This is a genomic window from Janthinobacterium sp. GW823-FHT01H08, assembly GCF_058797855.1.
The window spans coordinates 3,678,124-3,704,173 of record NZ_CM179504.1; the positions used below are offsets into that span (position 1 = coordinate 3,678,124).

General features: G+C 65.2%; 22 protein-coding genes. 4 read left to right on the forward strand and 18 right to left on the reverse strand.

The annotated features are described in order from the left end of the window. Window positions 1–35: 35 nt before the first annotated feature. The 8 genes from AC3RCG_RS16455 to AC3RCG_RS16490 form a co-directional block, all read right to left on the reverse strand. Window positions 36–854: a helix-turn-helix domain-containing protein gene (locus AC3RCG_RS16455; RefSeq protein WP_492401184.1), complete on the reverse strand. Its 819-nt coding sequence runs from the start codon at window positions 852–854 to the stop codon at window positions 36–38. 18 nt (window positions 855–872) lie between these two features. Continuing rightward, a complete protein-coding gene (msrA, locus tag AC3RCG_RS16460; RefSeq protein ID WP_070218447.1) occupies window positions 873–1,382 on the reverse strand; it encodes a peptide-methionine (S)-S-oxide reductase MsrA in 510 nt (169 codons plus the stop codon). A gap of 56 nt (window positions 1,383–1,438) precedes the next feature. After that, window positions 1,439–2,782: an MBL fold metallo-hydrolase gene (locus AC3RCG_RS16465; RefSeq protein ID WP_492401183.1), complete on the reverse strand. Its 1,344-nt coding sequence runs from the start codon at window positions 2,780–2,782 to the stop codon at window positions 1,439–1,441. Window positions 2,783–2,893: 111 nt separating this feature from the next. Then, entirely contained in the window at window positions 2,894–3,868 is a 975-nt protein-coding gene (hemB, locus tag AC3RCG_RS16470) for a porphobilinogen synthase (protein ID WP_070218449.1), read from the reverse strand. A 112-nt stretch (window positions 3,869–3,980) separates the two neighbouring features. After that, complete coding sequence (locus AC3RCG_RS16475) at window positions 3,981–4,877, reverse strand: VirK/YbjX family protein (protein ID WP_492401181.1); 897 nt, start codon at window positions 4,875–4,877, stop codon at window positions 3,981–3,983. Window positions 4,878–5,042: 165 nt separating this feature from the next. Beyond that, on the reverse strand, window positions 5,043–6,395 hold the full coding sequence (locus AC3RCG_RS16480; protein WP_492401179.1) for a sensor histidine kinase: 1,353 nt from the start codon (window positions 6,393–6,395) through the stop codon (window positions 5,043–5,045). Beyond that, a complete protein-coding gene (locus AC3RCG_RS16485) occupies window positions 6,388–7,074 on the reverse strand; it encodes a winged helix-turn-helix domain-containing protein (RefSeq protein ID WP_070291437.1) in 687 nt (228 codons plus the stop codon). The genes AC3RCG_RS16480 and AC3RCG_RS16485 overlap by 8 nt, the downstream gene beginning before the upstream one ends. Before the next feature lie 97 nt (window positions 7,075–7,171). Beyond that, window positions 7,172–7,555 carry a nucleoside/nucleotide kinase family protein gene (locus tag AC3RCG_RS16490; RefSeq protein WP_162995679.1) on the reverse strand — a complete coding sequence of 128 codons (384 nt, stop codon included), beginning with the start codon at window positions 7,553–7,555 and terminating at the stop codon, window positions 7,172–7,174. 238 nt (window positions 7,556–7,793) lie between these two features. Here AC3RCG_RS16490 and AC3RCG_RS16495 point away from each other — a divergent pair, with 238 nt between their 5' ends. The 4 genes from AC3RCG_RS16495 (at window position 7,794) to AC3RCG_RS16510 (ending at window position 11,883) form a co-directional block, all read left to right on the forward strand. After that, window positions 7,794–8,570: a DUF481 domain-containing protein gene (locus tag AC3RCG_RS16495; protein ID WP_070218454.1), complete on the forward strand. Its 777-nt coding sequence runs from the start codon at window positions 7,794–7,796 to the stop codon at window positions 8,568–8,570. A gap of 1 nt (window position 8,571) precedes the next feature. Continuing rightward, window positions 8,572–10,449, forward strand: a complete 1,878-nt coding sequence (locus tag AC3RCG_RS16500) for an esterase/lipase family protein (protein WP_492401177.1) — start codon at window positions 8,572–8,574, stop codon at window positions 10,447–10,449. Window positions 10,450–10,557: 108 nt separating this feature from the next. After that, on the forward strand, window positions 10,558–11,202 hold the full coding sequence (locus AC3RCG_RS16505; protein ID WP_492401175.1) for a hypothetical protein: 645 nt from the start codon (window positions 10,558–10,560) through the stop codon (window positions 11,200–11,202). 39 nt (window positions 11,203–11,241) lie between these two features. Next, on the forward strand, window positions 11,242–11,883 hold the full coding sequence (locus AC3RCG_RS16510; RefSeq protein ID WP_492401173.1) for an RES family NAD+ phosphorylase: 642 nt from the start codon (window positions 11,242–11,244) through the stop codon (window positions 11,881–11,883). An 11-nt stretch (window positions 11,884–11,894) separates the two neighbouring features. On the opposite strand, the gene AC3RCG_RS16515 is transcribed toward AC3RCG_RS16510, so the two are convergent. From AC3RCG_RS16515 to gap, 10 genes are all read right to left on the reverse strand, one after another. Then, window positions 11,895–12,890, reverse strand: coding sequence for an HD domain-containing phosphohydrolase (locus AC3RCG_RS16515; RefSeq protein ID WP_492401172.1), 996 nt, complete (start codon window positions 12,888–12,890; stop codon window positions 11,895–11,897). 13 nt (window positions 12,891–12,903) lie between these two features. After that, window positions 12,904–16,611, reverse strand: a complete 3,708-nt coding sequence (locus AC3RCG_RS16520; protein ID WP_492401171.1) for a PAS domain S-box protein — start codon at window positions 16,609–16,611, stop codon at window positions 12,904–12,906. A gap of 364 nt (window positions 16,612–16,975) precedes the next feature. After that, on the reverse strand, window positions 16,976–17,632 hold the full coding sequence (locus AC3RCG_RS16525) for a hypothetical protein (RefSeq protein ID WP_492401170.1): 657 nt from the start codon (window positions 17,630–17,632) through the stop codon (window positions 16,976–16,978). Continuing rightward, the gene (locus AC3RCG_RS16530) at window positions 17,629–17,997 is read right to left on the reverse strand and encodes a hypothetical protein (protein ID WP_070291444.1); all 369 of its coding nucleotides are present in this window, start codon (window positions 17,995–17,997) and stop codon (window positions 17,629–17,631) included. The genes AC3RCG_RS16525 and AC3RCG_RS16530 overlap by 4 nt, the downstream gene beginning before the upstream one ends. A 75-nt stretch (window positions 17,998–18,072) precedes the next feature. Further along, a complete protein-coding gene (locus AC3RCG_RS16535; protein WP_492401169.1) occupies window positions 18,073–20,532 on the reverse strand; it encodes a TonB-dependent siderophore receptor in 2,460 nt (819 codons plus the stop codon). Between the two features lie 221 nt (window positions 20,533–20,753). Continuing rightward, window positions 20,754–21,731 carry a FecR domain-containing protein gene (locus AC3RCG_RS16540; protein WP_492401168.1) on the reverse strand — a complete coding sequence of 326 codons (978 nt, stop codon included), beginning with the start codon at window positions 21,729–21,731 and terminating at the stop codon, window positions 20,754–20,756. Beyond that, window positions 21,728–22,234 carry a sigma-70 family RNA polymerase sigma factor gene (locus AC3RCG_RS16545; protein WP_409028596.1) on the reverse strand — a complete coding sequence of 169 codons (507 nt, stop codon included), beginning with the start codon at window positions 22,232–22,234 and terminating at the stop codon, window positions 21,728–21,730. The genes AC3RCG_RS16540 and AC3RCG_RS16545 overlap by 4 nt, the downstream gene beginning before the upstream one ends. A gap of 308 nt (window positions 22,235–22,542) precedes the next feature. Further along, entirely contained in the window at window positions 22,543–23,019 is a 477-nt protein-coding gene (locus AC3RCG_RS16550) for a DUF3617 domain-containing protein (RefSeq protein ID WP_492401167.1), read from the reverse strand. 391 nt (window positions 23,020–23,410) lie between these two features. Then, the gene (gene pyk / locus AC3RCG_RS16555; RefSeq protein WP_175444767.1) at window positions 23,411–24,871 is read right to left on the reverse strand and encodes a pyruvate kinase; all 1,461 of its coding nucleotides are present in this window, start codon (window positions 24,869–24,871) and stop codon (window positions 23,411–23,413) included. A gap of 90 nt (window positions 24,872–24,961) precedes the next feature. Continuing rightward, complete coding sequence (gene gap, locus AC3RCG_RS16560) at window positions 24,962–25,972, reverse strand: type I glyceraldehyde-3-phosphate dehydrogenase (protein ID WP_492401166.1); 1,011 nt, start codon at window positions 25,970–25,972, stop codon at window positions 24,962–24,964. Window positions 25,973–26,050: the final 78 nt, after the last annotated feature.

Here is a 26,050-nt window from a genome sequence, read left to right on the forward strand (position 1 = left end):
GTCAAAAAGGCGGAGCCGTCCCTACGTCCAAGGGACTAGACAGGTGCTGGCGCCATGCACAGGGCAAACAACTGGCGCTGGCTGGAAATGCCCAGGCGTTTATACGCGCGCTTCTGGTAGGTGATGACGCTTGATGGCTGCAGGCCCATGGTCTCGGCGATTTCCACGGCCGTGAAGCCTTCGAGCACGCAGCGCAGCACGTCCAGTTCGCGCTTGCTCAAGGCGGGACAATGCTGGCGCAGCCTGGCCAGCATCATGGGCGCGACACCCTGCGCGGGCTGGCCGTTCAGGCTGTAGTGGTGCTTGGCCGCATGGGCGAACAGCGGTGACAGGGTTTCGATGGCGGCGATTTCGCCAGGCCGGAACTGGCCCTGGCTGCTGTCGCGGTAAAAATTGACGGACAACCAGATATCGCCGGCCGGCTGCACCAGCAGGGACAGCCGGTCCGAGACATTCGGTTTTTGATAGCAGGTGGCGCGGTAGCCGGGATGGTCGATCTCGTCGCTCGCTTGCTGGTGCAGCACGATGGCGGGATCGATTTTCCGCCCGGGCGCGGGCGCGATCACGCGCTGGTTGCCGTCGAGCGCATAGTAATGGCGCGCGTAGCTGTCGGCGATATCTTGCAGGAAACGCCCGCCGCGCCGGTCGGCCACGGCCACCGTGCGGGGCCGGTTGCCGAATTCATAGGCAAAGATCGTGCACTGGGAAATGGGCGCGGCCGTGCTGACCGTCTTCAGGATGGCCCCGGCGACGGCATTCACGTCGGCATGGCCGATGGCGGCCACCAGATCGAGGGCGCGCCCCAGATCCAGCTGCCCCTCGGCCTGCCGCCGCTCCACCTGCCAATAGCGCATGGCCGTCTCCCGTGACGCTTATTGTTGACGCTGCGGCAAGACCCAGTCCGGCCGGATGTAATGGCAGGTGTAGCCGTGCGGCAAGCGCTGCAGATAATCCTGGTGCTCCGGTTCCGCTTCCCAGAACGGGCCGGCCGGCGCCACTTCCGTCACCACCTTGCCGGGCCACAGGCCGGAGGCGTCGACGTCGCGGATGGTGTCTTCGGCCACGCGCTTTTGCTCATCGTTCGTGTAAAAGATGGCCGAACGGTAGCTGGTGCCGCGGTCGTTGCCCTGGCGGTCCGGCGTGCTGGGATCGTGGATCTGGAAGAAGAATTCCAGGATCTTGCGGTAGCTGATGGTGCTCGGGTCGAAGATGATCTCGATCGCTTCCGCATGCGTGCCGTGGTTGCGGTAGGTGGCGTTGGCGACGTCGCCGCCGCTGTAGCCCACGCGCGTGGCGATCACGCCCGGATAGCGGCGCAGCAAATCTTGCACGCCCCAGAAGCAGCCGCCGGCCAGGATCGCGGTTTCGTTGTCTTGTGCCATGGTGTCTTTCCCGTTCTAGTCAGAAGCAGCTATCTTACTCTGTCGCGCGACTTTCTTCAGCGGGCCAGCAAGCGCTTGAGCTGCGCCGCCTGGTAGGCACCGATGGCGTCATTGAACAGGCAGCGGATCAGCGGGTCGTCGACGATGTCGGCCTCCGCCAGTGCGGCCCACGCCCCGGCATCGAACGGGCCATCGTTGATGCGCATGTACATCGACGTCAGCGATTCGCCCAGCACCAGCGCCGCATGGCATTTCACCAGCGGCACCTCGGTGGTCCAGCCGGGCGCCTCGCCGGTGTCGGGCACGAGGTCGATCAAGTCGCCGTGCGTGCGGTAATGCAGGACCGTGGCCGCGCCGTCATGGCCGTACAGGGCCAAGCGCCACAGGCGCGGTTGCTGGAAGTAGCTGTCCTCGGGCAGTTCCATGTCGCGATAGCGCTCGAGCAAGCCACCCTGGCAGAAATCGAGCACCAGCGCTGCGTCGGCATCGCTCAAGGGCGCGAAACGGCGGGCGATATCCGCCGTGGCGGGCGGCGTTGCGTCGGGACGGTAGTCGAAATCCACGTCTTGCGGACCCACTGGAATCACCCAGGGCAAGGGTTCGGCGCTGCTCACTCCGTGCGCATCGAGCAGCACGGACGTCGACGGGTCGAGGCGGAAGATGTGCGCCTCGGGCAGCGCGGCGCCGATTTCATCGGCAAAGCGGCGGTAGGTAACGGGGAACATCGCGTGGTTGTACCAGGACCAGTCTTCCTGCACGAACTGGCAGGAGCTGGGCACGATATAACGGGGCGCCAGCGCGCGCAGCTGTGGCACCCAGTCGTCGGGAAGCTCGACCGGGCCTCGCGCTGCCAGCGACGGCGCGATGACGGCGATCTCGCGCATGGTCTGGAACGGCCACAAGACCATGTCCCAGGGCGCGAACGCGGCCAGCTGCGCCAGCGTCTCGGGGCCGATCCAGGAATCGACGACGTTGAGCACGTTCATGCCGGCTGCGCGCACCTGGAACAGCGAGTCGACATCGTCGTCGAGCGCCCGGCGCGGGATCACCTCGATGGCGCCCACGCGCACGGGCACGTCCACGTGCAGCCGCTGCACCTGCGTAAAACCGAGCGCGCGCAGCATCGCGAACAGTTCGTCGAAGACGCAGTACAGATAGATGGGCGTGGCGCGGTCGAGCACGTCGAGGCTGTCGAGCGAGCAGTGGTCGTCGTGGAAGTGCGAAATGAAGACGGCATCCCAGCGCAGCCGGCGCACGGCGTCGAGGTCGAAGCGCACGGACGGAAACGCGTGGCAGTTGCGGCTGAACGGATTTTCAACGATGGGATCGAAGGCGATGGCCGTGCCTTCGCATTCGAAGACATAGCCGGCGTGCAGGATGCGGGAGATTTTCAGGGGCATGGGAAGCTGTATAAACCCAACCGCAAATTCCGGGGTCAGACCCGCCGGGTCTGACCCCAGCACTTGCTTTTGGGGTGAAAAAGGACGCTAGCTGTGCGCCAGAGACAAGGCTCAATACGGATTATTCAGCACATCCATCGCAAAATACGTAAAGATCATGTCCGCGCCCGCGCGCTTGATGGCGCCCAGGGTTTCCTGCACCACGCGGCGCTCGTCGATGGCGCCCGCCTGGGCGGCGAACTTGATCATCGCGTATTCGCCGCTGACCTGGTAGGCGCCAATCGGCAGGCGCGTCACTTCGCGCAGGTCGCGGATGATGTCGAGGTAGGCGCCCGCAGGTTTCACCATCAGCGCGTCCGCGCCTTCGGCTTCGTCGATCAGGGACTCGCGCACCGCTTCGCGGCGGTTCATCGGGTCCATCTGGTAGGTCTTGCGGTCGCCCTTCAGGGTGCTGCCGGCCGCGTCGCGGAACGGGCCGTACAGGCCCGAGGCGAACTTGGTCGAATACGCCATCACGGGCGTGTCGTGGAAGCCGGCCGCATCTAACGCGCTGCGGATGGCCGCCACCTGTCCATCCATGGCGGCCGAAGGGGCGATGATGTCGGCGCCCGCCTGGGCCGCGATGACGGCCTGCTTGCCCAGGTTCAGCACCGTGCTGTCATTGTCGACCGTGTCGCCATGCAGGATGCCGCAATGGCCGTGGTCCGTGTATTCGCAGAAGCAGGTGTCGGACATGACGACCATTTCCGGCACGGCGTCCTTGATGATGCGCGACATGCGCGCCACCAGGCCGTCCGGGTTCAGGGTGTCCGTGCCGTGGCTGTCCTTGTGGTGCGAAATGCCGAAGGTCATGACGGAGCGCAGGCCGGCGCGCGCGTAGCGCTCGATTTCCTGCGCCAGCTTCGCTTCGGGAATGCGGCGCACGCCGGGCATGGACTTGATGTCGATGAAATCGCTGCTGCCTTCGTCGACGAAGATCGGCAGGACCAGGTCGCGCGGATTGATCTCGGTTTCGCGGAACAGCTCGCGCAGTTGCGGGGTCGCGCGCAGGCGGCGCATGCGCGAAGTGGGGAATTGTGCTGGCATGGGGTGACTGGCTTCAGGTTAACAACGCCAACAAGTATACGCCGATCGCGCCGCTTGCGCCGGGCTGCCCGGCAAAAAAGCCGCGCAGGTCAAAAAATGCCGCCTTGCGCCTTCATTGCGGCTGCAACAGGGCCGCCACTTGCCAGCGCATGTCCGCCGCCAGCTGCACCAGCATGGCGCCGCGGCGGCGCGCATCGGCGCGCTTTTTCGACGGCACCAGTTCCAGGTCCGGCATCCGGCAAGGGCCGCATGGCAGCCTGTAATTGCCGTCGCCGGCAGGCAGCGCATGCAGCTCGCGCCACGCCAGGTCGTAGTCGCACGAGATGTGGCGGCGCCGGCGCCAGTTCAGCGCGATGCGGTTGGCGTTGCTGACCAGGTCCAGGTGGCCGCAGCCGAAAAAATCGCCCAGGTCGCGCAAGGCGGCCACCATCAGGTTCTTCGGCCGGCAGCCGTGTAGCGCCCGCGTCGCGTCCTTCACCGCCTGCGCGCCCGCCTGCGAGCGCAGTCCCTGCAAGGCGCCCAGCTGGATGACGGCGCCTCCGGGCTGGGGACGGAACAGGAAACTGGCCAGGTACAGCGACACGCCGTCGCGCGTCAGGCGCAGGCACAGGTCGCCCTCGCGGTGGCTGTCATGGATGGCCGTCAGCTGCAGGCGGTAGATGGCGCCATCCTTGCCCTCGATGGCGGCCAGCACCAGCGCGCGGCGCGCCGCGTATTCCACCAGCGGCCGCGCGCCCGCCTGCCACAGGAAACGGTAATGCCCGCGCAGCAGCTCCACCCGCGCCGCGCAACCGAGCTGGCGGCTGGCGTAGGGACGGTAAATCTTGTACAGCAGGCTGGGATGGGCGTGCGCCAGCGCCGCCAGGCCAGGCGTGCCTGCGACAAAGGCTTGCCAGCGCGCGCGCTGCAGGGGAAAGACAACGGCGCCCAGCGCGGCCTTGAGGCGGTGGCCATGCTGGCGCAGTGCGGGCAGCGCGGCGCGCTCCTCGATGATGGCAAAAGTATGCATGCGTATGCTTCTACAACAGGTCTCGGCAAACAGAACGCGGCGGGGCCGCGGCAGCCCGAAACAGGCGGCAGCACGCATGCAGCCGCTCTACGCCGGGTAGAGCGGATGATAGGTGGGAGCTAAAACAATGGGGGTTACAAGTTGGTAATGTGCTGCCTGCCTACGCTAGCGCAGCAGGTGCAGGCGCAGCCGCAAGCCCGGCGCCGCATCCTCGATTTCCAGACTGCCCCCATGCAGGGCCGCGATGGCGGCCACGATGGACAGGCCCAGGCCATTGCCGGGCAAATGGCGGCTCTTGTCGAGGCGGTAGAAGCGCTGCGTCAGCTTCGGCAGTTCTTCCGTTGGCACGCCGGGGCCGTTGTCGCGCACGGCCAGCCAGCTGCCCTGCGCATCGCTGCCGGCCGACACTTCCACCGTGGCGCCCTGCCCCGCATATTTGATGGCGTTGTCGACCAGGCTGGCCAGCGCGCTGCCCAGCAGGTTGCGGTCGCCGCGCGCCGGCACGGCCTCGCCATACATCTGCACCAGCAGCACGCCCTGCTCGTCGGCCGTCGCTTCATACATTTCCACGATGTCGGCGCCGATCTGGTGCAGGTCGATGTCGTCGAAATTCTCGGGACGCATGCCCGATTCGGCCGCCGCGATCTGCAGCAGCTTGTCGAACACGCGCGTCAGGTCGTCGATGTCGTCGATGGCCGCCTGCGCGGCGCTCTCGTAGCCGGCCACGCCCTGCTGCTGGCGCAAGGCGCCATCGAGCTTGTTGCGGATGCGTCCCAGCGGCGTGCGCAGGTCGTGCGCGATGGCGTTCGACACGTGGCGCACGCCTTCCATCAGGTGTTCGATGCGGTCGAGCATGCGATTGATGTCGCGGCTCAGCAAGCCGAATTCATCCTCGCTGGAGACGGGAATGCGCCGGCTCAGGTCGCCCGCCTCGATCTCGCCCGCCGTGCGGCGTATCTGCCCGATGCGCGCCTCGAGCTGGCGGCGGAACAGCCAGGCGCCCGCCACCACCAGCACGATGGCCACCCCGCCGCCATAGGCCAGCGAGCGCAGCACCAGCGTGCGGATCGACTTGCCCTCCTCCATGTCGCGTCCGACGAACAGGCGCGCGCCGCCCGTCAGGTCGCGGATCAGCATGCGCGCGGGCACCCGGCGCCCTTCGCGCGTGACGTCGCGGTGCAGCAGGCGGCCCACGGGGCTGCCCAGGTCGGGCCAGGACGACAGATTGCCCGCCACGCGGCGGCCATCGGCATCGACCAGCAAGAAGATTTCCGTGTCGCTGTCGGTGCGGTCGGTGAGCAGATGGGCGATTTCCGCCGTCGTGCGGCTGCTGCCGCCCTGCTCGTACAGCGCGGCGAGGCGCTCCGAGAGCAGGGTCAGCTTGCGGTCCACGCTGCGATCGAGCACGCCGATGGTGCCGAAATAGAACACGGCGCAGACGATGCTGATCGACACGACCACCAGCACGCCATAGCCGAGCGCCAGCCTGGCCGCGATCGAGCGGTGCAAGTTACGCACTGTCGAGCACACCCAGGGTGTAGCCGACGCCGCGCACCGTGTGGATCAGCGGCGGAGAAAACTCCTTGTCCACCTTGGTGCGCAAACGGCTCACCTGCACGTCGATGACGTTGGTCTGCGGGTCGAAATGGTAGTCCCACACGGCTTCGAGCAGCATGGCGCGCGTGACGGACTGCCCCTGGTGGCGCATCAGGTATTCCAGCAGGCGAAATTCGCGCGGCTGCAGGGCGATTTGCCGGCTGGCGCGCGTCACGCGCATGGTACGCATGTCGAGCACCAGGTCGGCCACCTGCAGCTGCGTCGATTCGGGCACGGGCGCGGCGCGCCGCAGCAGCGCCTCGATGCGCGCCAGCAGTTCGGCGATGGCGAACGGTTTCGACAGGTAGTCGTCGCCGCCGCTGCGCAAGCCGCGCACGCGCTCGTCGACGCTCGACAGGGCCGACAGCACCAGCACGGGCGTGTTGCGGCCCATGCCGCGCAGGCGCGCGACGATGGCCAGGCCGTCGATCTCGCCGGGCAGCAGGCGGTCGAGCACCAGCGCATCCCAGTCCTCGCCGCAGGCCAGGCGCATGCCGTCGATGCCATTGTCGCAAGAGGTGACGTCGTGGCCCGCCTCGCGCAGGCCGGCACAAATGTAACGGGAAGTTTCGGCTTCGTCTTCGATGACCAGGCAGCGCACGGGGGATTCCTTGTAAGATCAGGCAGCAAATACGCGCAGCATACGCCAGGCGCGCGCCACTTGCCAGCCCCGGCGTGCGCCGCCAGGCGGCGGCCGGCTAGTTACATTTGCCGCGCAGCTTGGCGATCGCCACGAAGGGCAAGGCATACACGCCACCGATGCCGATCGGGCCGATGCTGGTGGGCTGGCGCTTCAAGCCGTCGGCGTGCAGGCAGTCGGGCACCTTCGCCTCGGCGAAGGCGGCGGAGAACTGCTCGTATTTCCGGTCGGCGCGTATCGTCACCTGCTGCATGGCCGGCTGCGGAAGTGCGTCGCGCGCCTGCGCCTCTTCCGCCAGTACGGCGCGCACGGCGTCGCGTATCATCGATTGCGTCAGTGGCGGTGCCGCTCCCGCTCCCGGCGTCGTCTCCAGCGCCTGGGCCCCGGCCTGCACCGCCGCGCACAGCCAGACCGCGGTGACAAGCTTGCAAGCTATTTTCATCGTCATCATCCACACATGCCAGGTTTGCAATATTTCCATCAATATAGCAGCATTCGTGCGCGCCGGGGCGTGCGGCGAACGTTGACGGGGTCGGGTACAATACAGCCTCGACAATGTTTGGCCGCGCCCGCGCGCGCATGTTTTATCGGCGCTTCCCGGCTTGCCGCGGCCAGCATCGCCACCACTGCCACTAACGAACATCAGGCGCGCCTGGCGCGCGCCACAGACCACTACAGCCATGAAATCGACCCACTCTCTCGCACTGGCGCTGGCCATGGCCATCACTTGCGGCAACGCCGCCGCCGCCGACACCAAGCAAAGCATGCTGTTTGATGAAATCCCCATCGGCAGCTGGAGCACTTCCGCCGAACTGGGCGCCATCACCACCTCGGGCAACACGGTCGGTACCTCGGTGACGGGCAAGATCGACGCGCGCCAGGAACTCGACGACTGGAGCAACCAGTACATCTTCAGCGGCTACTTCAAGGAAGACGAAACGACGAACGACGAAGGACAAAAGATCCGCGAACGCTCGGCCGAACGCTTTTCCGCCTCCGCCAAGGCCGCCTACAAGCTGATGGCCGACCATGAAAAACTGTTCGTGCTGGCCTCGCACGTGAACGACAAGTTCGGCGCCTACACCAAGTACTCGACCCTGGCCGTCGGTCACGGCTCGCGCTGGTATCAGTCGAGCGACAAGAGCGTCGATGTGGAATTCGGTCCTGGCTATTTCAGCGGCACCAATGACGCGGGCGAATCGGAACACGGCCTGACGGTGCGCGGCGCGGCCGCCATGAAGTGGAAGATCAGCCAGTCGGCCATGTTTACGCAGACGGTCAGCGTGGAACGGGGCACCTCGAACACCCACTCGATCGCCGAAACGGCCCTCAGCACGAAAATCAACGGCACCATGCAGATGAAGGCCGCCTTCAGCGCCCGCAACGATACCCGCGTACCGGACGACAAGAAGAACACGGATACGCAAACCTCGCTGACCCTGGTCTACTCGTTCTGAGATGCCGGCCACGCTGATGCGGCGCTTGCGCCTGGGCGCCCTGCTCTGTGCCGCGGCGCTGCTGAGCGGCTGCGCCGCCGTCACCGTCAGCGCCATTTCGCCGGCCGACTACCTGCAGCAGCGGCGCGGCGACATCCTCACCACGGGCAAACTCAGCGCATCGGCCAGCGAAGTGCTGCGCATCATCGGCAGCGACATCGCCGCCTGCGAAGCCAATACGGGCAGCTGTCGCGCCGACCTGGCCCGCTCCGAGCTGCTCAGCGACGAACAGCGCCTGGCAACCCTCTCCGAATTATGGCTGGAAAGCGCCCTGGCCGAAGAAAAACAGGGCGGCCACCCCAGCGCCGAGCTGCTGGCCGCGTGGCTGGAATCGGCCCGCTACGCCTACGCCTACCTGTTCTACACGACGCGCACGCCGGGCCAGCGCGCCTTCGAGGAACGCCAGACGCAGATCCGCGACTACTATAACTATGCCGTGCAAAAGGCCGTCGGCAACCTGTTCCGCCACCGCGGCGAATACCGCCCGGACGGCCATGTGATCCGCGTCGCCGGCTGGCAGATCGACAGCGAACTGTCTGCCCTGCGGCTGCCCGCAGACGGCACCCTGCCGGAAGAACTGCTGCCGGCCACCTCGCTGACGTTTTCCGGCCTGCGCAATGTATACCGGCGCGACGGCTTCGGCGCCGACCTGGTGGCCGTCATGCCCAAGCCCGCGCAAGCGGGCAACGCACCGTTTCAGGAAACCCGCTTCCCCGTCGTCACGGCGCTGATCCGCTTCGACGGCAACAGCCTGCAGGAAGTCCTGGCCACGCAGCAGCTGCTGGTGATGCTGGTCGACCCGACGCGCAGCGAATCGACGCGCATGGCAGGCCAGGAACTGCCCGTGGCAGCCAACTTCACGGCCGGCTATGGCCTGTGGCTGGCCCGCTCCGGCTTCGGCGTGCAGGCGCTGCGCACCCTGTTCGGCCGCGCCGACGGCATTTCGCGCCCGCAGGTGCACCTGATGCAGCCCTACGACCCGAACAAGCGCACCATCGTCATGCTGCACGGCCTGGCCAGCAGCCCGGAAGCGTGGATCAACGTGGCGAATGAACTGATGGGCGACGAACAGCTGCGCCGCCGCTACCAGATCTGGCAAGTGTACTATCCGAGCAATGCGCCGCTGGCGGCCAATAACGCCGCCATCCGCAAGGCGCTGACCGCGACGCTGGCCCAGTTCGACCCGGCTGGCAAGGCGGATGCCGCGAACGAGATGGTCTTGATCGGCCACAGCATGGGCGGCGTGCTGGCGCGCCTGATGGTGTCCGACGCCAGCAACACCCTGCTCGACGCCATCACGGAAGAATACAATTTGAAGGGCAAGAAGGCGGAAAAAATGCGCGCCGGACTGGCGCCCTACCTCAATTTCACGGCCATGCCGCAGGTCAACCGCGCCATCTTCATCGCCGCGCCGCACCGCGGCACCTCGTTCGCCAACCACAAGGTGGCGCGCTGGATCGCCAATCTCGTCACCTTGCCCATCACCATGCTCGACCAGCTGTCCGACGCGGCCGGCAGCCTGGCGCAGCTCGACACGGGCAGCAGCGAGCCGCTGCGCATCCCCAACAGCATCGATAACCTCAGCGACAAGGACCCGTTCGTGCGCCTGGTGGCGGACCTGCCCATCAGCCCGAAAGTGCGCTACTACTCCATCATGGGCAACGACACGCCGGACCTGCCGCTGGCCGAATCGAGCGATGGCGTGGTGCCCTACGCCAGCGCCCACCTCGACGGCGCGCTGTCGGAAAAAGTCATCCCCTCGTGGCACAGCGTGCAGGAAAGCCCGCAGGCGATTCTGGAGATACGGCGGATCTTGCGGCTGCAGGACAGCTTGCCCTGATATACAGCGCTGCGTGATGCAGAAAAGATGCGCTTTTCGCTTGATAAAGTTGCGAAACATGATAATCTTGTGTGTAAGACGCCTGGCGCATATACCCGAGGAGCGAACATGACAGCGCATCTGCATCACGACACTCTGGCGCCCGCGCGCCGGGAATGGACCGACAACGACCTGCGGGTAGTGGAACAATTCTCGCAATTGGTGAGCGCACAGCTCGACCTATTGGCGCAAGGTCCCGAGCGCGAGCGCCTGATCGACCTGGCCGCGCGCGCGCTCGATGCGGCGCGCGCCTCTCTGCGCGCCACCCCGCCATCGATACCGCTGCAACTTCCCGTGTCAAAACTCAAGGTATCCGATGTCATTGGGCAAGGATGGGTGGAACTGTCGCAGGCGTCGCTGTATCGCGCCGTGGAAAGCCAGCGGTTTTATTGCGTGACACCCAAGGGGCGCAGTATCGGCAAGGAGTTTCCGGCGTGGCAATTTGTCCAGCCCGTGCCGGAATTGATCGCGCCCGTGCTCGCCATTCTCGCCGGCCAGCCCGGCAGTGACATTCATGCCTTCTGGGTCAGCAGCGCAGACGAACTCAACGAACTGTCGCCGGCAGAGCTGCTTGCAGGCAAATCGTTCGAAACGCGGGCCGAAGTGCATCCCAGTCAGCAGGCGCTGCTGGATCTGCCCGCCAGCGAGAGATTGCGCAAGGTGCTGGCGGCGGCGAAGTGGCAGCATAGGGGCATGGCCGATATCGTAGGCTAGCCCCGCATGACGTGTGAACTAACGCCCATCCCGCCAGAAATGACCGCGCGCCTGCCGGCGCTGGCATTGCTGCGCGCTGAATTATTGAGTCATATCATCACCCATCCAGCAAGCCAGGCCCTGGTGCGCGCGGCGTGGAACATGGCATCGATCTGGCCATTGAAAGTCCAGCGCACCTACCGCTTCGGCCCGCCCGCCGAACTGGCAGATGCGGCCGGCTTCCCCTATCACTGGGCGTATCTTGCGGACGATGCCTATACGGCTGCCTGGGAAGCCCAGCTTTGCCAGAACGACGTGACGCGTCCGGGCACCTTTTACATAGATCACAACGCGCAACAAGCGCTGATTGCAACCCTGTCGTTCAGCGCCCCGCTGCAATTGCTCGACCTGACCGGGCTGGCCGCCAGCCGCCTGGGTATCTACGATCAATTGCGCAGTCCCGACCACGGCTGGTGCCAATGGCTGGGCTGGCAGCTGGATCAGATCATTGCGCAGGAGGCAGGCGCGATTCACGGTTTCGTGTATCCATCGCGGCGACAACCCGGCAAACTTGCCTATGCGATATCCTCTCGCCACATGGCAACCTTGGGCACAAGCATGGCATGCGCCCATGTGCAATTCGGCAGCACTGAAGCATATGCGCGCTTGCTGGCCGACCGCCTGCGCGTGGATCCGCCCTGAGCAGATGCTCCCTACGCCGGCTCGCGCCACTTGTCCTTGATCTCGAGCATGGCCGGCAGCTGTTCGATGAACAGCGCCAGCAGCGCGGGATCGAAATGCGTGCCGCTGTCGCGCTGCATGGTGGCGATGGCCTCTTCGATCGCCCAGGCGCGCTTGTACGGGCGCTCGCTGGTGAGCGCGTCGAAGACGTCGGCGATGGCGACGATGCGGCCTTCATGCGGGATTTCTTCGCCTTTGAGGCCTTGCGGATAGCCGCTGCCATCCCATTTCTCGTGGTGCGTCAGGGCGATGGTGCGCGCCATTTTCAGCAGTCCGCCCGCGTGCTCGCCGATGATGGCCGCGCCGATTTCCGCGTGGCGGCGCATGACTTTCCATTCTTCCGCATCGAGCTTGCCCGGCTTTTGCAGGATGGCGTCGGGGATGCCGATCTTGCCCACGTCGTGCATCGGTGCCGCATTCAATAAATCTTCCGCCCTGGCCGCGCTGTAGCCGGCCGCCAGTGCCAGCTGGCGCGCGTAATAGCTCATGCGGATGACGTGCATGCCCGTCTCGTTATCCTTGTATTCGGCCGCCTGGCCCAGGGTCTGGATCACCTGCAGGCGCGAGCGGCGCAATTCCTCGGCGTCCACCAGCGACAAGTGCGTGCGCACGCGGGCGCGCACGATGGGCGGGCTGACGGGCTTGGTGATGTAGTCGACGGCGCCCGCGTCGAAGCCGTCCGCCTCGTCCTTCACGTCGCACAGGGCGGTGACGAAAATGACGGGAATCGCGGCAGTGACCGGCATGGCTTTCAGCTGGCGGCACACTTCATAGCCCGTCATGGCCGGCATCATGATGTCGAGCAGGATCAGTTCGACGGGGTTGTTCTGCGCCAGTTCCAGCGCCTTCTCGCCATCCTTGGCGTACAGCAGGCGGTAATCGTCCTGCAGGATCTGGCGCAGCACCTGCAGATTCGTCGCTTCGTCGTCGACGAGCAGCAGGATCGGTTTGTCTTCTTGTAAGGTCATCGTCAGTCCAATATCAGGAAAGGTCGGCAGGCGCAGGAGCCTCGAGCCACGCCAGCAGCTGGCGCAGCACGCCCACGGCGCGCGCAAATTCAAAGTCGTCGATGGCGCTGGCCAGCGCCTGCAGGCGCTGCTGCTGGCCATGCGGCGCCAGGATGGCGGCGATCTGCGCCATCAGGGCGTCGTCGAGCTGCCCGCCCTCCAGGCTGGCGATGGCTTGCCGCAGCAAGACGCCTGCAGCTGGCGCATCGAGGGGCGCGCCGGCGGGCGTCGCGCCCATGGCCACGGCCGGCATATTTACCTCTTCCAGTTCGCCGGCCAGCGCCATGAAGGCGGCGGCCAGCTGCACCAGCAATTCGGTGGCCGGCAGCTGGCGCGCGATCGCTTGTTCGATGCGTCCCAGCAGGCTTTCGACCTGCACCAGGCACAAATTGCCCGCCGCGCCCTTGATACGGTGCAGCAGGTGGCCGGCCACGCTGCCGCCGCCGCGTTCCAGTTCCGCCGCCAGCATGGCGGCGCAGTCGCCATTGGCCTGCACGAAGCGGCCGATCGCCCGCTGCAAGGCTTCGCGGCCGCCCCACAGGGCGATGCCGCGCTGCCAGTCGACCTGGCCGGCGGCCACGCGCGCCGCCGCGCCGGCGGCCGGCGGCGGCATGGCCACGGCGATATCGAGCAGGCGCGCGATTTCCGCCGTCAGCTTGTGCATTTCCAGCGGCTTCGAGGCAAAGCCGTTCATGCCCGCCGTCTGCGCGGCGCGGCGGTCCTGTTCCAGCACGCTGGCCGTCAGGGCGATGATGGGCGTCGCCTTCAGGCCCTGCTCGCGCTCGTACACGCGGATCAGGCGCGTCGCTTCCAGGCCATCCATGCGCGGCATCTGCACGTCCATCAGGACGATGTCGAAGCTGCCCTTGCTGAACTCGCGCACGGCGCTCTCGCCATCGCTGGCGGCGATCACCTGGTGGCCCGCCGCGCCCAGGCTGATCAAGAGCAGCTCCACGTTCTGCGGCACGTCGTCTGCCGCCAGGATGCGCAGCGGCGGCAAGGCCGCCACGGGCTGCTCGCTGCGGCGCGCCACGGCCTTGCCCGGCGCCAGCGGCAGCAGCACGTGGAACACGCTGCCCACGCCCAGGGTGCTTTCCACCGTGATGGTGCCACCCATCAGCTCGACCAGCTGCAGCGAAATCGTCGTGCCCAGGCCCGTGCCGCCAAAGCGGCGGCTCATCGAGGAATCGGCTTGCGTGAATGGGGCGAATATCTTGTCCAGGCGGTCGGCCGGAATGCCGATGCCCGTGTCGTGCACGGCGATATGCACTTGCTCGCCCTGCATGCCGACGGCCACGCGCACATGGCCTACTTCCGTGAACTTGACGGCGTTGCCGATCAGATTCGTCAGCACCTGCTGCACCCGGCGCGCGTCGCCGAGGAAGAACTGGCCCATGCCGGGATCGACGTCGACATGCAGCACCAGGTCGCGCGCGTGCGCCGTGACGCGCAGGGAGGCGGCCACGTGGTCGACCAGGTCGGGCAGCGAGAAGTCCACCAGTTCCAGCTCGGTGGCGCCCTTTTCCAGCTTGGCCGTGTCGAGGATGTCGTTGAGCAGTTCGAGCAGCGAACGGGCCGACTGGCGCACGGTGCCCAGGTGGCGGCGCTGCAGGCTGTCCAGGGCCGTCCCCAGCAGCACTTCCGTAAAGCCGATGATGGCGTTCATCGGCGTGCGGATTTCATGGCTCATGTTGGCCAGGAAGCTGGTCTTCGATTCGGCGGCCAGCTCTGCGCGGTCTTTCGCCGCGCGCAGGTTTTCCTGCATGGCGCGCCGCTCGCTCACGTCGGTGGCCAGCTTGACCACCTTGAACGGCTTGCCGTCCGTGTTGAAGATCGGATTGTACGAAGCCTGTATCCACACTTCGCGGCCATCCTTGCCGATGCGCTTGTACTCGCCCGTATTGAATTCGCCGCCCGCCAGGTGCTGCCAGAACGCGATGTAGTCGGGCGAGGTCACGTGGGCGGGTTCGCAGAAGATGCTGTGGTGCAGGCCCAGCACGTCGTCGAGCTGGTAGCCGACCAGGTCGAGGAAGTTCTGATTGGCCGCCAGGATGCGCCCCTGCAGGTCGAATTCCGCCACGGCCGTCGCGCGCGAGATGGCTGTCACCTTGCCTTCGTATTCGGCGTTGCGCAATTCGCTTTCCGTGATGTCGAGGATGACGCCGTCGATCCAGCGCACCACGCCGTCGTTGTCGAGCACGGGGCCGCTGCTTTCGCGCACCCAGCGCTCGCGCCCGTCGCGGTGGATCAGGCGGTAGACGTTCTCGAAGTCGCGCTGTTCGCCGGCCGCCTGCACACAGGTGTCGTTGACGCGCTGGCGGTCGTCCGGATGCACGAGGTCGAACAGCCTGACCCGCCCTTCGATGAAGTCCTGCGGCGTCCAGCCCGTCAGGTTGAAGACGGCGTCGCTGATGAAAATCATCTTCCATTCGGGCGCGAAGCTGCAGTGGAAGGACACGCCGGGAATATTGCGGATCAGGGTACGGTACTGGCGCTCGCTGTCCTTGAGCGCCTGCTCCATGCTGCGCGACGAGCGCATGTCCGTGACAAACGCCACGAACAGGGGCTGGCCCGGCGTATCGATCTTGCCGATCGCCACGCGCATGGGCAGCACGGTGCCGTCCTTGTGGCAGCCATCGAGTTCGCGTCCGCTGTCGAGGATGCGCGAAGCGCCCGTTTCCAGATAGTCGCGCAGATAGCCCTCGTATTCGGCCGCGTCGGCCGGTTGCAGCAGCACGCTGGCGTCGCGCCCGACGATCTCCGCTTCGCGCCAGCCGAACAGGCTTTCCGCGGCGGGATTGAAGGAGCGCACCTTGCCCTGGCCATCGATGGTAATGAGGCCATCGGCCGCCGTGTCGACGATGGCGCGCAGGCGCGATTCGCTGGCGCTGGCGTGGCGCAGCAGCTGGCGGTAGCGCAGCAAGCCATTCGCGGCGGCCACAAAAACGGTCAGCGTGACGGTAATCAGGGCCACGGCCAGGGCGACGAACGAGGCTTGCACCGTAATCGTGTTCTCGCCTGCCGTGGGCGTGCCCGAAAAGCGCGCCGCCAGCATGCCCGTGTAGTGCATGCCAGAAATGGCCAGGCCCATCACCACGCTGCTGACCAGCAAGGATGTCAGCGGACTGAGGCGCTGGCGCATGGCGTTCAGGCCGAAGCGCACCCACAGCGCCAGCATGGCCATGGTGACGGCCACCAGCAGCGAGAGCACAAACAGCCAGGGTTCGTAGCGCAGGGCCAGCGACGTCTGCATGGCGGCCATGCCGCTGTAATGCATGGAGCCGATCCCAACTCCGACGAGCACGCCGCCGACCACCAATTGCCGCCAGTTGATGCTCGGACGGGCCAGCAGGTGCAGCGCCACCCACGAAGCGCCCATGCCTGGCAGCATCGACAGCAGGGTCAGGCCGGGCGCGAAGGACACGCGCGTGCAGATATCAAAGGCCAGCATGCCGATGAAGTGCATCGACCAGATGCCGCCGCCGAGCGCGATGGCGCCCGTGATGATGGCCGTCTGGCGCTGGAAGCCGCGCTCGCTGCTGCGCGCCATGCCGGCGATCTGCAAGGCCATGAACGAGGCAAAAATGGCGATGCCGATAGAAAACAACACCAGCCAGGCATTGTGCGCGCCATAGATGTACGGCAAGGTATCGTTCGATACGGCAAAGATGGAACTCAGCATACTGTCGTGAACCGAATAGAGTGAAACGTGACGTCGCAAAACATGACGGCGCACCGCGCACCGCGCGCCGGCGCCCGGCTTTTTAGTAAAGCGGCAACACAGCGAAAATGACAACGGCAGCAGTCGACCAGGGCAAGGCTCGGTCATCACGCCCGCGCCTGCCGCGCGGGGGAAAGGTGCTTTTTACAGAGGGAAAAAGCGGAATGCGTACGAACTCTGGCGCGGATATCTGGCCGCCAGCGTGACGATGATTTTTTAAAGAATCATGAGTATAGTTGCTTTGCGAACATATTCATAGGACTTCAGCAATATAGTTACCAAAAGAAAAATATTCCGCAGCCCTGATGCGACAATTTCCGGCCGCTCAGCATGGCGGCCACTGCGCGCGTATCGCGGCAGATTCCTGATAGGTGGGACCGGCCCGCACGGCGACAGGAATACCGGCCAGTTTGCAACGGCGGCTCAACTCGTCCTTGATCTGCCGCAAGGACCAGCGCTGCGGCACGGGCAGATCCATGCCAATCACGCGAATCAGCGGGCAGTCGTCGAGGGTCGTGTGCAGCAGCAACTCCAGGCGCGCCATCGGTGGCCCGACCCGGTAGACGGTTACCGCGCCCGCGTAGGCGACCACCTCGAGCGCGCGTATCTGCCGCAGTTCCAGCTGCAGCGTCTTCTCATGGCCAGGCAGGCGCCGCGCCACCCGGCGCAGCAACAGGCCGGCGTCGTTGATTTCGACATGAAAGGACAGATTGCGATCCGGCAGCAGGACCAGGCCGACGGTCCAGGCGGCCAGCGCCGGCAGGAGCAGCAGCACCGCATCGCCCGCGTATGGCACGTCGCGCCAGACGGCTTGCAGGACAAAGGCGAGGATCAGGGCGCAGCCGCCCAGCAGCACGCTGCGCCACAGCACGGGACGCAGATTGGCCATCATCGCTGCCTGGGAACTTGCATCGTCGGCCGGCGCAAAGCGTATCCATTCGGCGCGTGCCCCTTTGAGCTTGCGCGACGGCGCTGCGCTCAAGCGGTCGGCGCCAGCATGCCGCGGAACCACGCCAGCTGTTCGCGCGTCAGGTAGTTGGCACCATCGCCGTGCAGGATGACGATCTCGATCTCGGGAGGAATCGACGCGATCAGCTGCGCGCCCGTGACGGGAATCTTGGGAAAATTGATGCCGGCCAGGAAGGCCGGGTCTTCCGCCACCGTCACGCACTGGCGCTCGGGATTCGGCGACGGCACGAGGAACAGGTCGATCTGCTCGCTTTGCCCGCCGATCACGACGTGCAATTGCGCGGCCAGCAGTTCGGGCAGGATCAGCTCGATGTTATTCTCGGCGCGCGATTGCTGGAAAGCGCTTTTCAGGGGCGTGAGGACAGGCGTGGCGGACATGGGAACCGTGTAAAAGTGAAGACGGCGGCAGTGTAGCAGAGGCGCCCGGCCAGGCGCGCTCCGCTGGCGTCACCCCTACAGCTTGTAGTTCAGGGACAGCAGCACGCTGCGCGGCGCGCCGTAGCGTTCCAGCCCGCCCGACCACGCATAGCCGAGGCCCTGGTAGTAGCGGCGGTCCAGCACGTTGTCGACGCTGACGCGCAGCTGCACCTGCTCGCTCAGGCGGTAGCCGGCCGTCAAGCCGACGATGGCGTAGCCGCCCTGTTGCGTCAGGTAGCCCGTGTCGCGGCGGTAGATCTTGTCCTGCGCGTACACGGAGCCGCCCAGATTCCAGCGCGCCAGGCTGCCGCGCAGCTGCACAGTCGTGTACAGCTTGAACAATTGCTTCGGCTCATCCGTGGCGATGCGCTGGCCGATGTTCGCCGCCACGCTGTCTTTCGTGTATTTGGCCAGCACATAGGTGTAGCCGCCGGCGATCTGCCAGCCCGGCAATGGCGAGCCCGACAATTGCAGATCGACGCCTTCGCTCTGCACCTGCCCGGCCGCGCGGGCGCAGTAGATGGCGCCGCCCGTGGGGCAATTGACTTCATCGGCCATCGCGCGGTTATTCTGCTTGATGCGGAACAGGGCGCCGCTGGCGTTGAGCCTGCCGCCGAAGTACTCGCCCTTGACGCCCACTTCCAGGTTGGTGCCGCTCAGCGGCGGCAAGGTATTGCCGCCCACATCGAGCACGCTTTGCGGCTGGAATATCTGCGTGCCGCTCGCGTACAGGGAGTGATGCTGGTCCAGGTCGTAGACGAGGCCCGCATACGGCGTAAACTTCGCGTTTTCCGTCAGGCCGCGCCGCCACGTGGGGTTGCTGGCATACCAGCCCGTCACGTCCTGCGCATACCAGCCGAAGCGCCCGCCCAGCACCAGGCGCAGCGGATCGACCAGGCTGAAGTTGCCGGCCGCATAAATTCCCTTCTCATCCGTCTTGCGGCCCCAGTTGTACGGCTCGAACGGCGCGCCGTTCATGCGATAGGCATGGGGATTCCAGTGGCGGATGTCGATCACGCGCGTCCCGGCGCCCTCCCAGCTCTGACCCGCATCCGAATCGTCGTGGCGGTAGCTGGCGCCGACGATGACGTCGTGCTGGCGGCCGAACCAGGTGACGGGGCCGCTCAGGCGCCAGTCAGCCACCACCTGATCCGTGTTGTACTTCCAGCCCGTTTCCGACTGGCCGAAGCGATATATCTCGCCATCGATGCGGCTATTGGTGGTATTGCGCGTGCTGGACGAGGCATCGATGCGCGTGATGGCAAAGCGGCTGCGCCAGCCCTTCTCCAGCCTGGTTTCCAGGTCGGCGAAGGCGACGTTGTTGTCGCGTTTCTGGAACGAGTCGGCATTGTTCAGGAAGGTCGAGCGCGGCAAGTCCATGTGGCGGCCGTCGGCAAACGTCGGCAAGCCGACAAACACGCCATCGGTGCGGCTGTGCTGGCGCGAAAAGCCGATGCCGGCCGTGGTGGACGGCGTCAGGTCCGCTTCGACGATCGCATACACGGTGCCATTGCTGTTGTTGACCACGTCGACGAAACTGTCGCTGTCGCGCCAGCTGGCCGCCACCCTCCCGCGCACGCTGCCCGAGGCGTTCAAGGCATTGCCGGCGTCCACCGTCAATTGCCGGTCCTTCCAGCTGCCCAGGTGAGCGGACGCGTTCAGCAGGGGCGTGGCCGTGGGGCGTTTGCGTATCATGTTGATGCTGCCCGACGGCGCGCCCGCCCCTTCCATCAAACCCGTGGCGCCGCGCACCACTTCCACCCGGTCGTACATCAGCATGTCGGCCGAGACGTTGCGTTCATTGAAACCCGTGACATCGAGCGGCAAGCCATCGACATTGACGTGGCTCAAGGCAAAACCGCGCGCAAAATACGTGGTTTCCTGGTCGGACACGCCCTGGGTCTTGCCATAGATGCCAGGCGTGGCGCGCGCGACGTCCTGCAAGGTGGTCAAATCGAAATCTTCCATCTGCTGGCGCGCAATCACGCTGACCGTTTGCGGCGTGTGCCGTTGCGACAGGTTCAGGCCCGTGGCCGTCGACATCGCGCGCGCCGTATATAAACCCGTGCCTTCCGTGGCGCGGTCCGCCTCGGCGCTGACGACCACGGTCGGCATGCTGGCCAGGCCGCCATCGGCCGTGCTGGCATTCATTTTGCGCAACATATAATTGCCGCTGCCGCTGGCTGTCACCTCCAGGCCGCTGCCTTGCAGCAACGTTTGCAAGCCGGCCGCGACGCCATAACGGCCCTGCAAGCCCGGCGTCACCAGGCCGTCGAGCGCCACGCCCTGCGTGGACAGGTTCACGCCGGCGGCGATGGCAAACGAGGCCAGCGCATCGCGCAGGCTGCCGGCGGGAATGCGGTAGTCGCGCAGACTGGCGGCCTGGCTGGCCTCGGCCGCCAGCGCCCAGTGCGGCAAAGTGGCGCCGGCGCCGCCCACGGCGAGAAACAAGACCAGCGCGGCGCGCACGGCGCCGGTGGTGGGATGGAGCGTCATGCGTGCTGCTGTCAACGTGCGGTGCTGCAAAGCCATGTAAACCCTTTCGATGGTTCGGATTGTTCGTTCTCTACCTTGTATGACGAAGCAATCTGCAAAAAGGGACAGGCAAGAAGTAAATTGGAGCACGTCGGCTTACGCCCTGCGGGCTAAGCCGACCTACCATACCCGACAGGCGTAGGTCGGCTTAGCGTGGCAAGGCCACGCGTAAGCCGACAAGCTCAAGCCGCCTCGACACTGATCCAGTAGCGCGTGCGGCGCGCCAGCCGGATCGGCAAGGCGCGCTGCAGCAAGAGCAGGATGTTCTCCGGGTCGTGCAACTGGAAGATGCCGTCCACGGGCATGGCGGCGAGCGCCGGATCGCAGCGCAGCACGCCATAGCGGTAGCGGGCTACCTGTTCGAGCACCTCGCCCAGCGGCATGCGCTCGGCGATCAGCACGCCCCGCAGCCAGGCGTCCGCATGCGGCGCCAGCGGCGTCAAGGCGGAAACGGCCGCGTCGTCAAAACTGCCCTGCCGGCCCGCATCGACCCTGCGCAAGGCGTCGGAAGCTTCCCTTGGCCGGATCTCGACGGCGCCCTCGCTGACGCTCACCTGCGTACGCGGCGCCAGCACGCTGCCGCCCTGGCGCACGCTGAAGTGCGTACCGAGTGCACGCACGACGCCATTGCTGCTGCGCACGAGGAACGGGCGCACCGGCACGGCCCCGTCGTGCGCCGTGGCGACGTGTATTTCCCCGGCATGCAAGACCACCAGCCGCGCCGCGCCGTCAAAGCGCACGTCAATGGCCGTGTCCGTATTGAGTACCAGTTGCGTGCCATCGGGTAATGTCATGTGGCGGATTTCGCCCCTGGCCGTGCGGATGGCCGCGCGCCACGCCTGCCACGGCGCCGACTGGCTGGCCAGCCACAGCGCCGGTCCGCCAGCGATCAGCCCGGCAAGGCCATAGAGCACGGCACGCCGCTGCGGCGACTGCGGCGACCCGTCCGCCGCCTGGCGCAGCACCGGCGGCACGCTGGCCAGGGTGCCGCACACGAGCTCGGCCCGTTTCCAGGCCGCTTCGTGCGCGGGATCGCTGGTGCGCCAGGCCTGGAAGGCTTGCTGTTCGTCAACGTTCAAAGGCCCCCCGTGCAAGCGCACCAGCCATTGCGCCGCCGCGCGGGCGGCGCGCGGGTCGATGGCAGCCGTGCTGGCGTTCACAGGATCAAGAGGATGCAGCGCTCGAACGCCTGCACCATATAGCGCTTGATGCTGCGCTCGCTCACGCCCAGGCGCCGGGCGATTTCTCCATACGCGAGGCCATCGACATGCGCCAGCAGGAAGGCGTTGCGCACCAGCGGCGGCAAACCGTCGAGCATGGCATCGATGCGCTGCAAGGCTTCCAATACCAGCAAACGCTCTTCCGGCGACTGCATCAGCAATTCAGGCTGCTGCGCCAGGGTTTCCAGCCACGCCTGCTCCAGCGACAGGCGCCGGTAATGGTCGATCAGCAGGCGCTGCGCCACGGTGGTGAGATAGGCGCGCGGTTCGCGCAGGCTGTGCCTTCCCTCGGGCGGCGCCGTCAGCAGGCGGACGAAGGTATCGTGCGCCAGGTCGGCCGCATGGTCGGCGCACTGCAGCTTGGCGCGCAGCCAGCGCATCAGCCAGCCGTGGTGGCTGCTGTAGATGCCTGCTATCGACTCGCTGGACTGCGCAATGTTCACTCGGGACTCCAATGCGCGCAAGGCAAGGCGCGACTAATTGATAATAATTCTCATTATCACAAATCCTGGCCTCCGGCGTCAATGCCGGCGCCTGCCTATCGCTGGAAACCGTTGTTTCAGCGCGGTTGCCGGCTGCTAAGTAACCCCCAATAAATTATTGTGATTTCTGACTTCCATAACCGGCGCTCTGCAAGGTGGCCGACGAGGCTTGCTCACTGCTAGCAGTGCTCGCACTGCGTCGCAGCGAGCGCCTTGCATAGCATCCGGTTCTGTTTGTCATAAATTCACACTAATTTTCCGAGGATTACTTAGCGGTTGATATACACGCTCTTCATGACCATGCCGCCGCGCATTTTCTTCGCACCCGGCGCCAGCCCGGCGGGACAGGCACCGAGGAATACGCCCGCCAGTTCCGTGCGTTGCACCTCGGTCTTGCCGTTCAGTTCGATAGTGGTATCCGCGGTCAGGGTATACGCCTTGGCCAGGTCGCCCTTGAAACTGCCCGCCAGCTTGGCGCCAGGACAGCTGGACTGGAAAGTATAGCTGTCGCCCTGGCGGCTTTGCGACGCGATCTGGCATTCCTGCTCGAAATCGCTCCACAAGTCGTCGTCGATCAGGCGGTCGCGTTGCTGATCAATGCAAATTTCCCAGGAAAACGGCGAGGTGGCGGGCGTCACCTTCCACAGCCCCGTGGCACGCTGCAAGCGCTGCGCCGGTTCCGCCGCCGAGGCGGACGCGGCTGCGCAAAAAATAGTCATCAGGAACAAGATCGCGCTGCGTTTCATGGGCATTCCATTCGCTAAAAGTTTAAATATAGCAAAGAGGAACGCGCGCAGGCCGCACGCTTAGCCGTGCATCCCGGGCCTGGCGGCCAATACGAAGGGAATGGCAAGCGGCCCCAGGAGCACCACCAGGATGGCCCTGGCAGACGTAGTTTTCAAGGAGCGGCGCTTGGCAATGAAGAGGCAAACGAAAGCCGACAGCGACCAGATCAAGGCAGGCAAGTATGCAGTCATCATGCACTCCGGATGCGCCTTGCAAGGCAGGAGAACCATGCTGACATGAAAATGCGGGCATCGCAATGGCAGATTGGGCGTCTGCCATTGCGCCTGGCGGCCAGCGGCCTCTTTTTCAGCCGTTCTTAAGGCTGCAGGCAACTGGCGGCGGGCGAGACGGTCAGTGCTGACCGATCTTCATGATCTTCAACGCGTTCGTGCCGCCCACCTTGCCCATCGGCTCGCCCCAGGTCAGCACGACGGTGTCGCCCTTGGTCACGACTTTGTGTTCCACCAGCAAATCTTCCGCCTGCTGCAAGACCTTGTCGCGGTCCGTGCCGGACGTCAGTTCCAGGGTGCTGACGTTGCGGTACAGGGCCAGCTTGCGGCGCGTGCCCACGCTCGGCGTCAGCGCGACGATGGGGATATCGATGTTGCAACGGCTCATCCACAGCGCCGTGGAGCCCGATTCCGTCAGGGTGGCGATCGCTTTCACGCGCAGGTGGTGGGCTGTAAACAGCGCGCCGTAGGCGATCGACTGGTCGATGCGCGAGAACGTGGCGTTGAGGAAATCGGCATCGAGCTTGCAGGTATCCCACTTTTCCGCATCCAGGCAGATGGCGGCCATCGCTTCCACCGTTTCGATCGGGTAGCGGCCCGAGGCCGTTTCCGCCGACGTCATGACGGCATCCGTGCCATCGAGCACGGCATTGGCCACGTCGGACACTTCCGCGCGGGTCGGCACGGCGTTGACGATCATCGACTCCATCATCTGCGTGGCCGTGATGGCCAGCTTGTTCGACGCGCGCGCCATCTTGATCATGCGTTTTTGCAGGGCCGGCACGGCCGCGTTGCCCACTTCCACGGCCAGGTCGCCGCGCGCCACCATGATGCCGTCGGAGGCGTCGAGGATTTCTTGCAGCGCGGGAATGGCTTCCGCCCGTTCGATCTTGGCGATCATCATCGGCTTGTGGTCCCACGCTTCGCCGGCGATATTGGCCAGCTGGCGCGCCATGACCATGTCCGTGGCGTTTTTCGGGAAGGAGACGGCCACGTAATCGGCCTGGAAGCTCATCGCCGTTTTCACGTCTTCCATGTCTTTCGCCGTCAGGGCTGGCGCGGACAAGCCGCCGCCCTGGCGGTTGATGCCCTTGTTGTTCGACAATTCGCCGCCGATTTTCACGGTCGTGTGAATTTCGCTGCCGACGACCTTGTCCACCGTCAGGACGATGAGGCCATCGTTGAGCAACAATACGTCGGCAGCGCGCAAGTCGCGCGGCAATTCCTTGTAGTCGAGGCCGCAGCGCTCGATGTTGCCCAGTTCGCCGTTTTCGCCCCATTTCGCGTCGAGGATGAACTTGGCGCCGTTTTCCAGGAAAATCTTGCCTTCTTCAAACTTGCCGACGCGGATTTTCGGGCCTTGCAAGTCGGCCATGATGGCCACTTCGCGGCCGCACAGCGCTGCCGCTTCGCGCACCATGCGGGCGCGGTCGATATGGTCTTGCGCCTTGCCATGCGAGAAGTTCAGGCGCACGACGTCGACGCCGGCCTTGAACATGCGGACCAGGGTATCGATATCGTTCGAAGCGGGGCCGATGGTGGAAACGATCTTGGTGGCGCGTTGCTGTACTTGCATGGTCATGGTGTGCTGCTTTCTATAAAGTTCGTGCTGCTGCAAGGGCCGGCCTTGTGGGCCGGCCGTCCTGGTGCGCTGGATCAGCGCTGGTTCTTCTTACTTGGCCGCCATCAGGGCGACCGTGGTGTCGAGCATGCGGTTCGAGAAACCCCACTCGTTGTCGTACCACGACGACACTTTCACGAGGCGGCCCGAGACCTTGGTCAAGGTTGAATCGAAGTTCGACGAGGCCGGGTTGTGGTTGAAGTCGATGGAAACGAGCGGTTCCGTCTGGTAGGTGAGGATGCCTTTCAGGGCGCCTTCCGACGCCGTTTTCAGCAAGGCGTTGACTTCTTCGACCGTGGTGTCGCGCTTGGAAATAAAGGATAGGTCGACCAGCGAGACGTTGATCGTCGGCACGCGGATGGCGAAACCATCGAGCTTGCCATTGAGTTCCGGCAAGACGAGGCCCACGGCGGCCGCCGCGCCCGTCTTGGTGGGAATCATCGAATGCGTGGCCGAGCGGGCGCGGCGCAAGTCTTCATGCATCACGTCGGACAGCACCTGGTCGTTCGTGTAGGCGTGCACGGTGGTCATCAGGCCCGATTCGATGCCGATGGCGTCGTTGAGGGGTTTGACCAATGGCGCGAGGCAATTCGTCGTGCACGAAGCATTCGAGATGACCGTGTCCGTGGCTTTCAGCACGTGCTGGTTGACGCCGAACACGATGGTGGCGTCCACGTCCTTGCCGCCCGGCGCGGAAATGATGACTTTCTTTGCGCCGCCCTTCAAATGCGCCGAGGCTTTTTCCTTGGTCGTGAAGAAACCCGTACATTCGAGCACCACGTCCACGCCCAGTTCCCCCCACGGTATCAGGGCCGGGTCGCGCTGGGCGAAGACGCGGATGCGGTCGCCGTTGACGAGCATGTTCTCGCCGTCGATGGTGACGACGCCGGGAAACTTGCCGTGCACCGTGTCGTAGCGCGTCAGATGCGCATTCGACTTGGCGTCGCCCAGGTCGTTGATGGCGACGATTTCGATATCCTGCTGCTTGCCGCCTTCATAAAACGCGCGCAAGACGTTGCGGCCGATGCGGCCATAGCCATTGATGGCAACTTTGATGGTCATGCTGTCTCCTTGTTGTTTTCTACTGAGTTCGTAAAGCCAACCCAAGTGCAAAGCTGGGGTCAGACCCGGCGGGTCTGA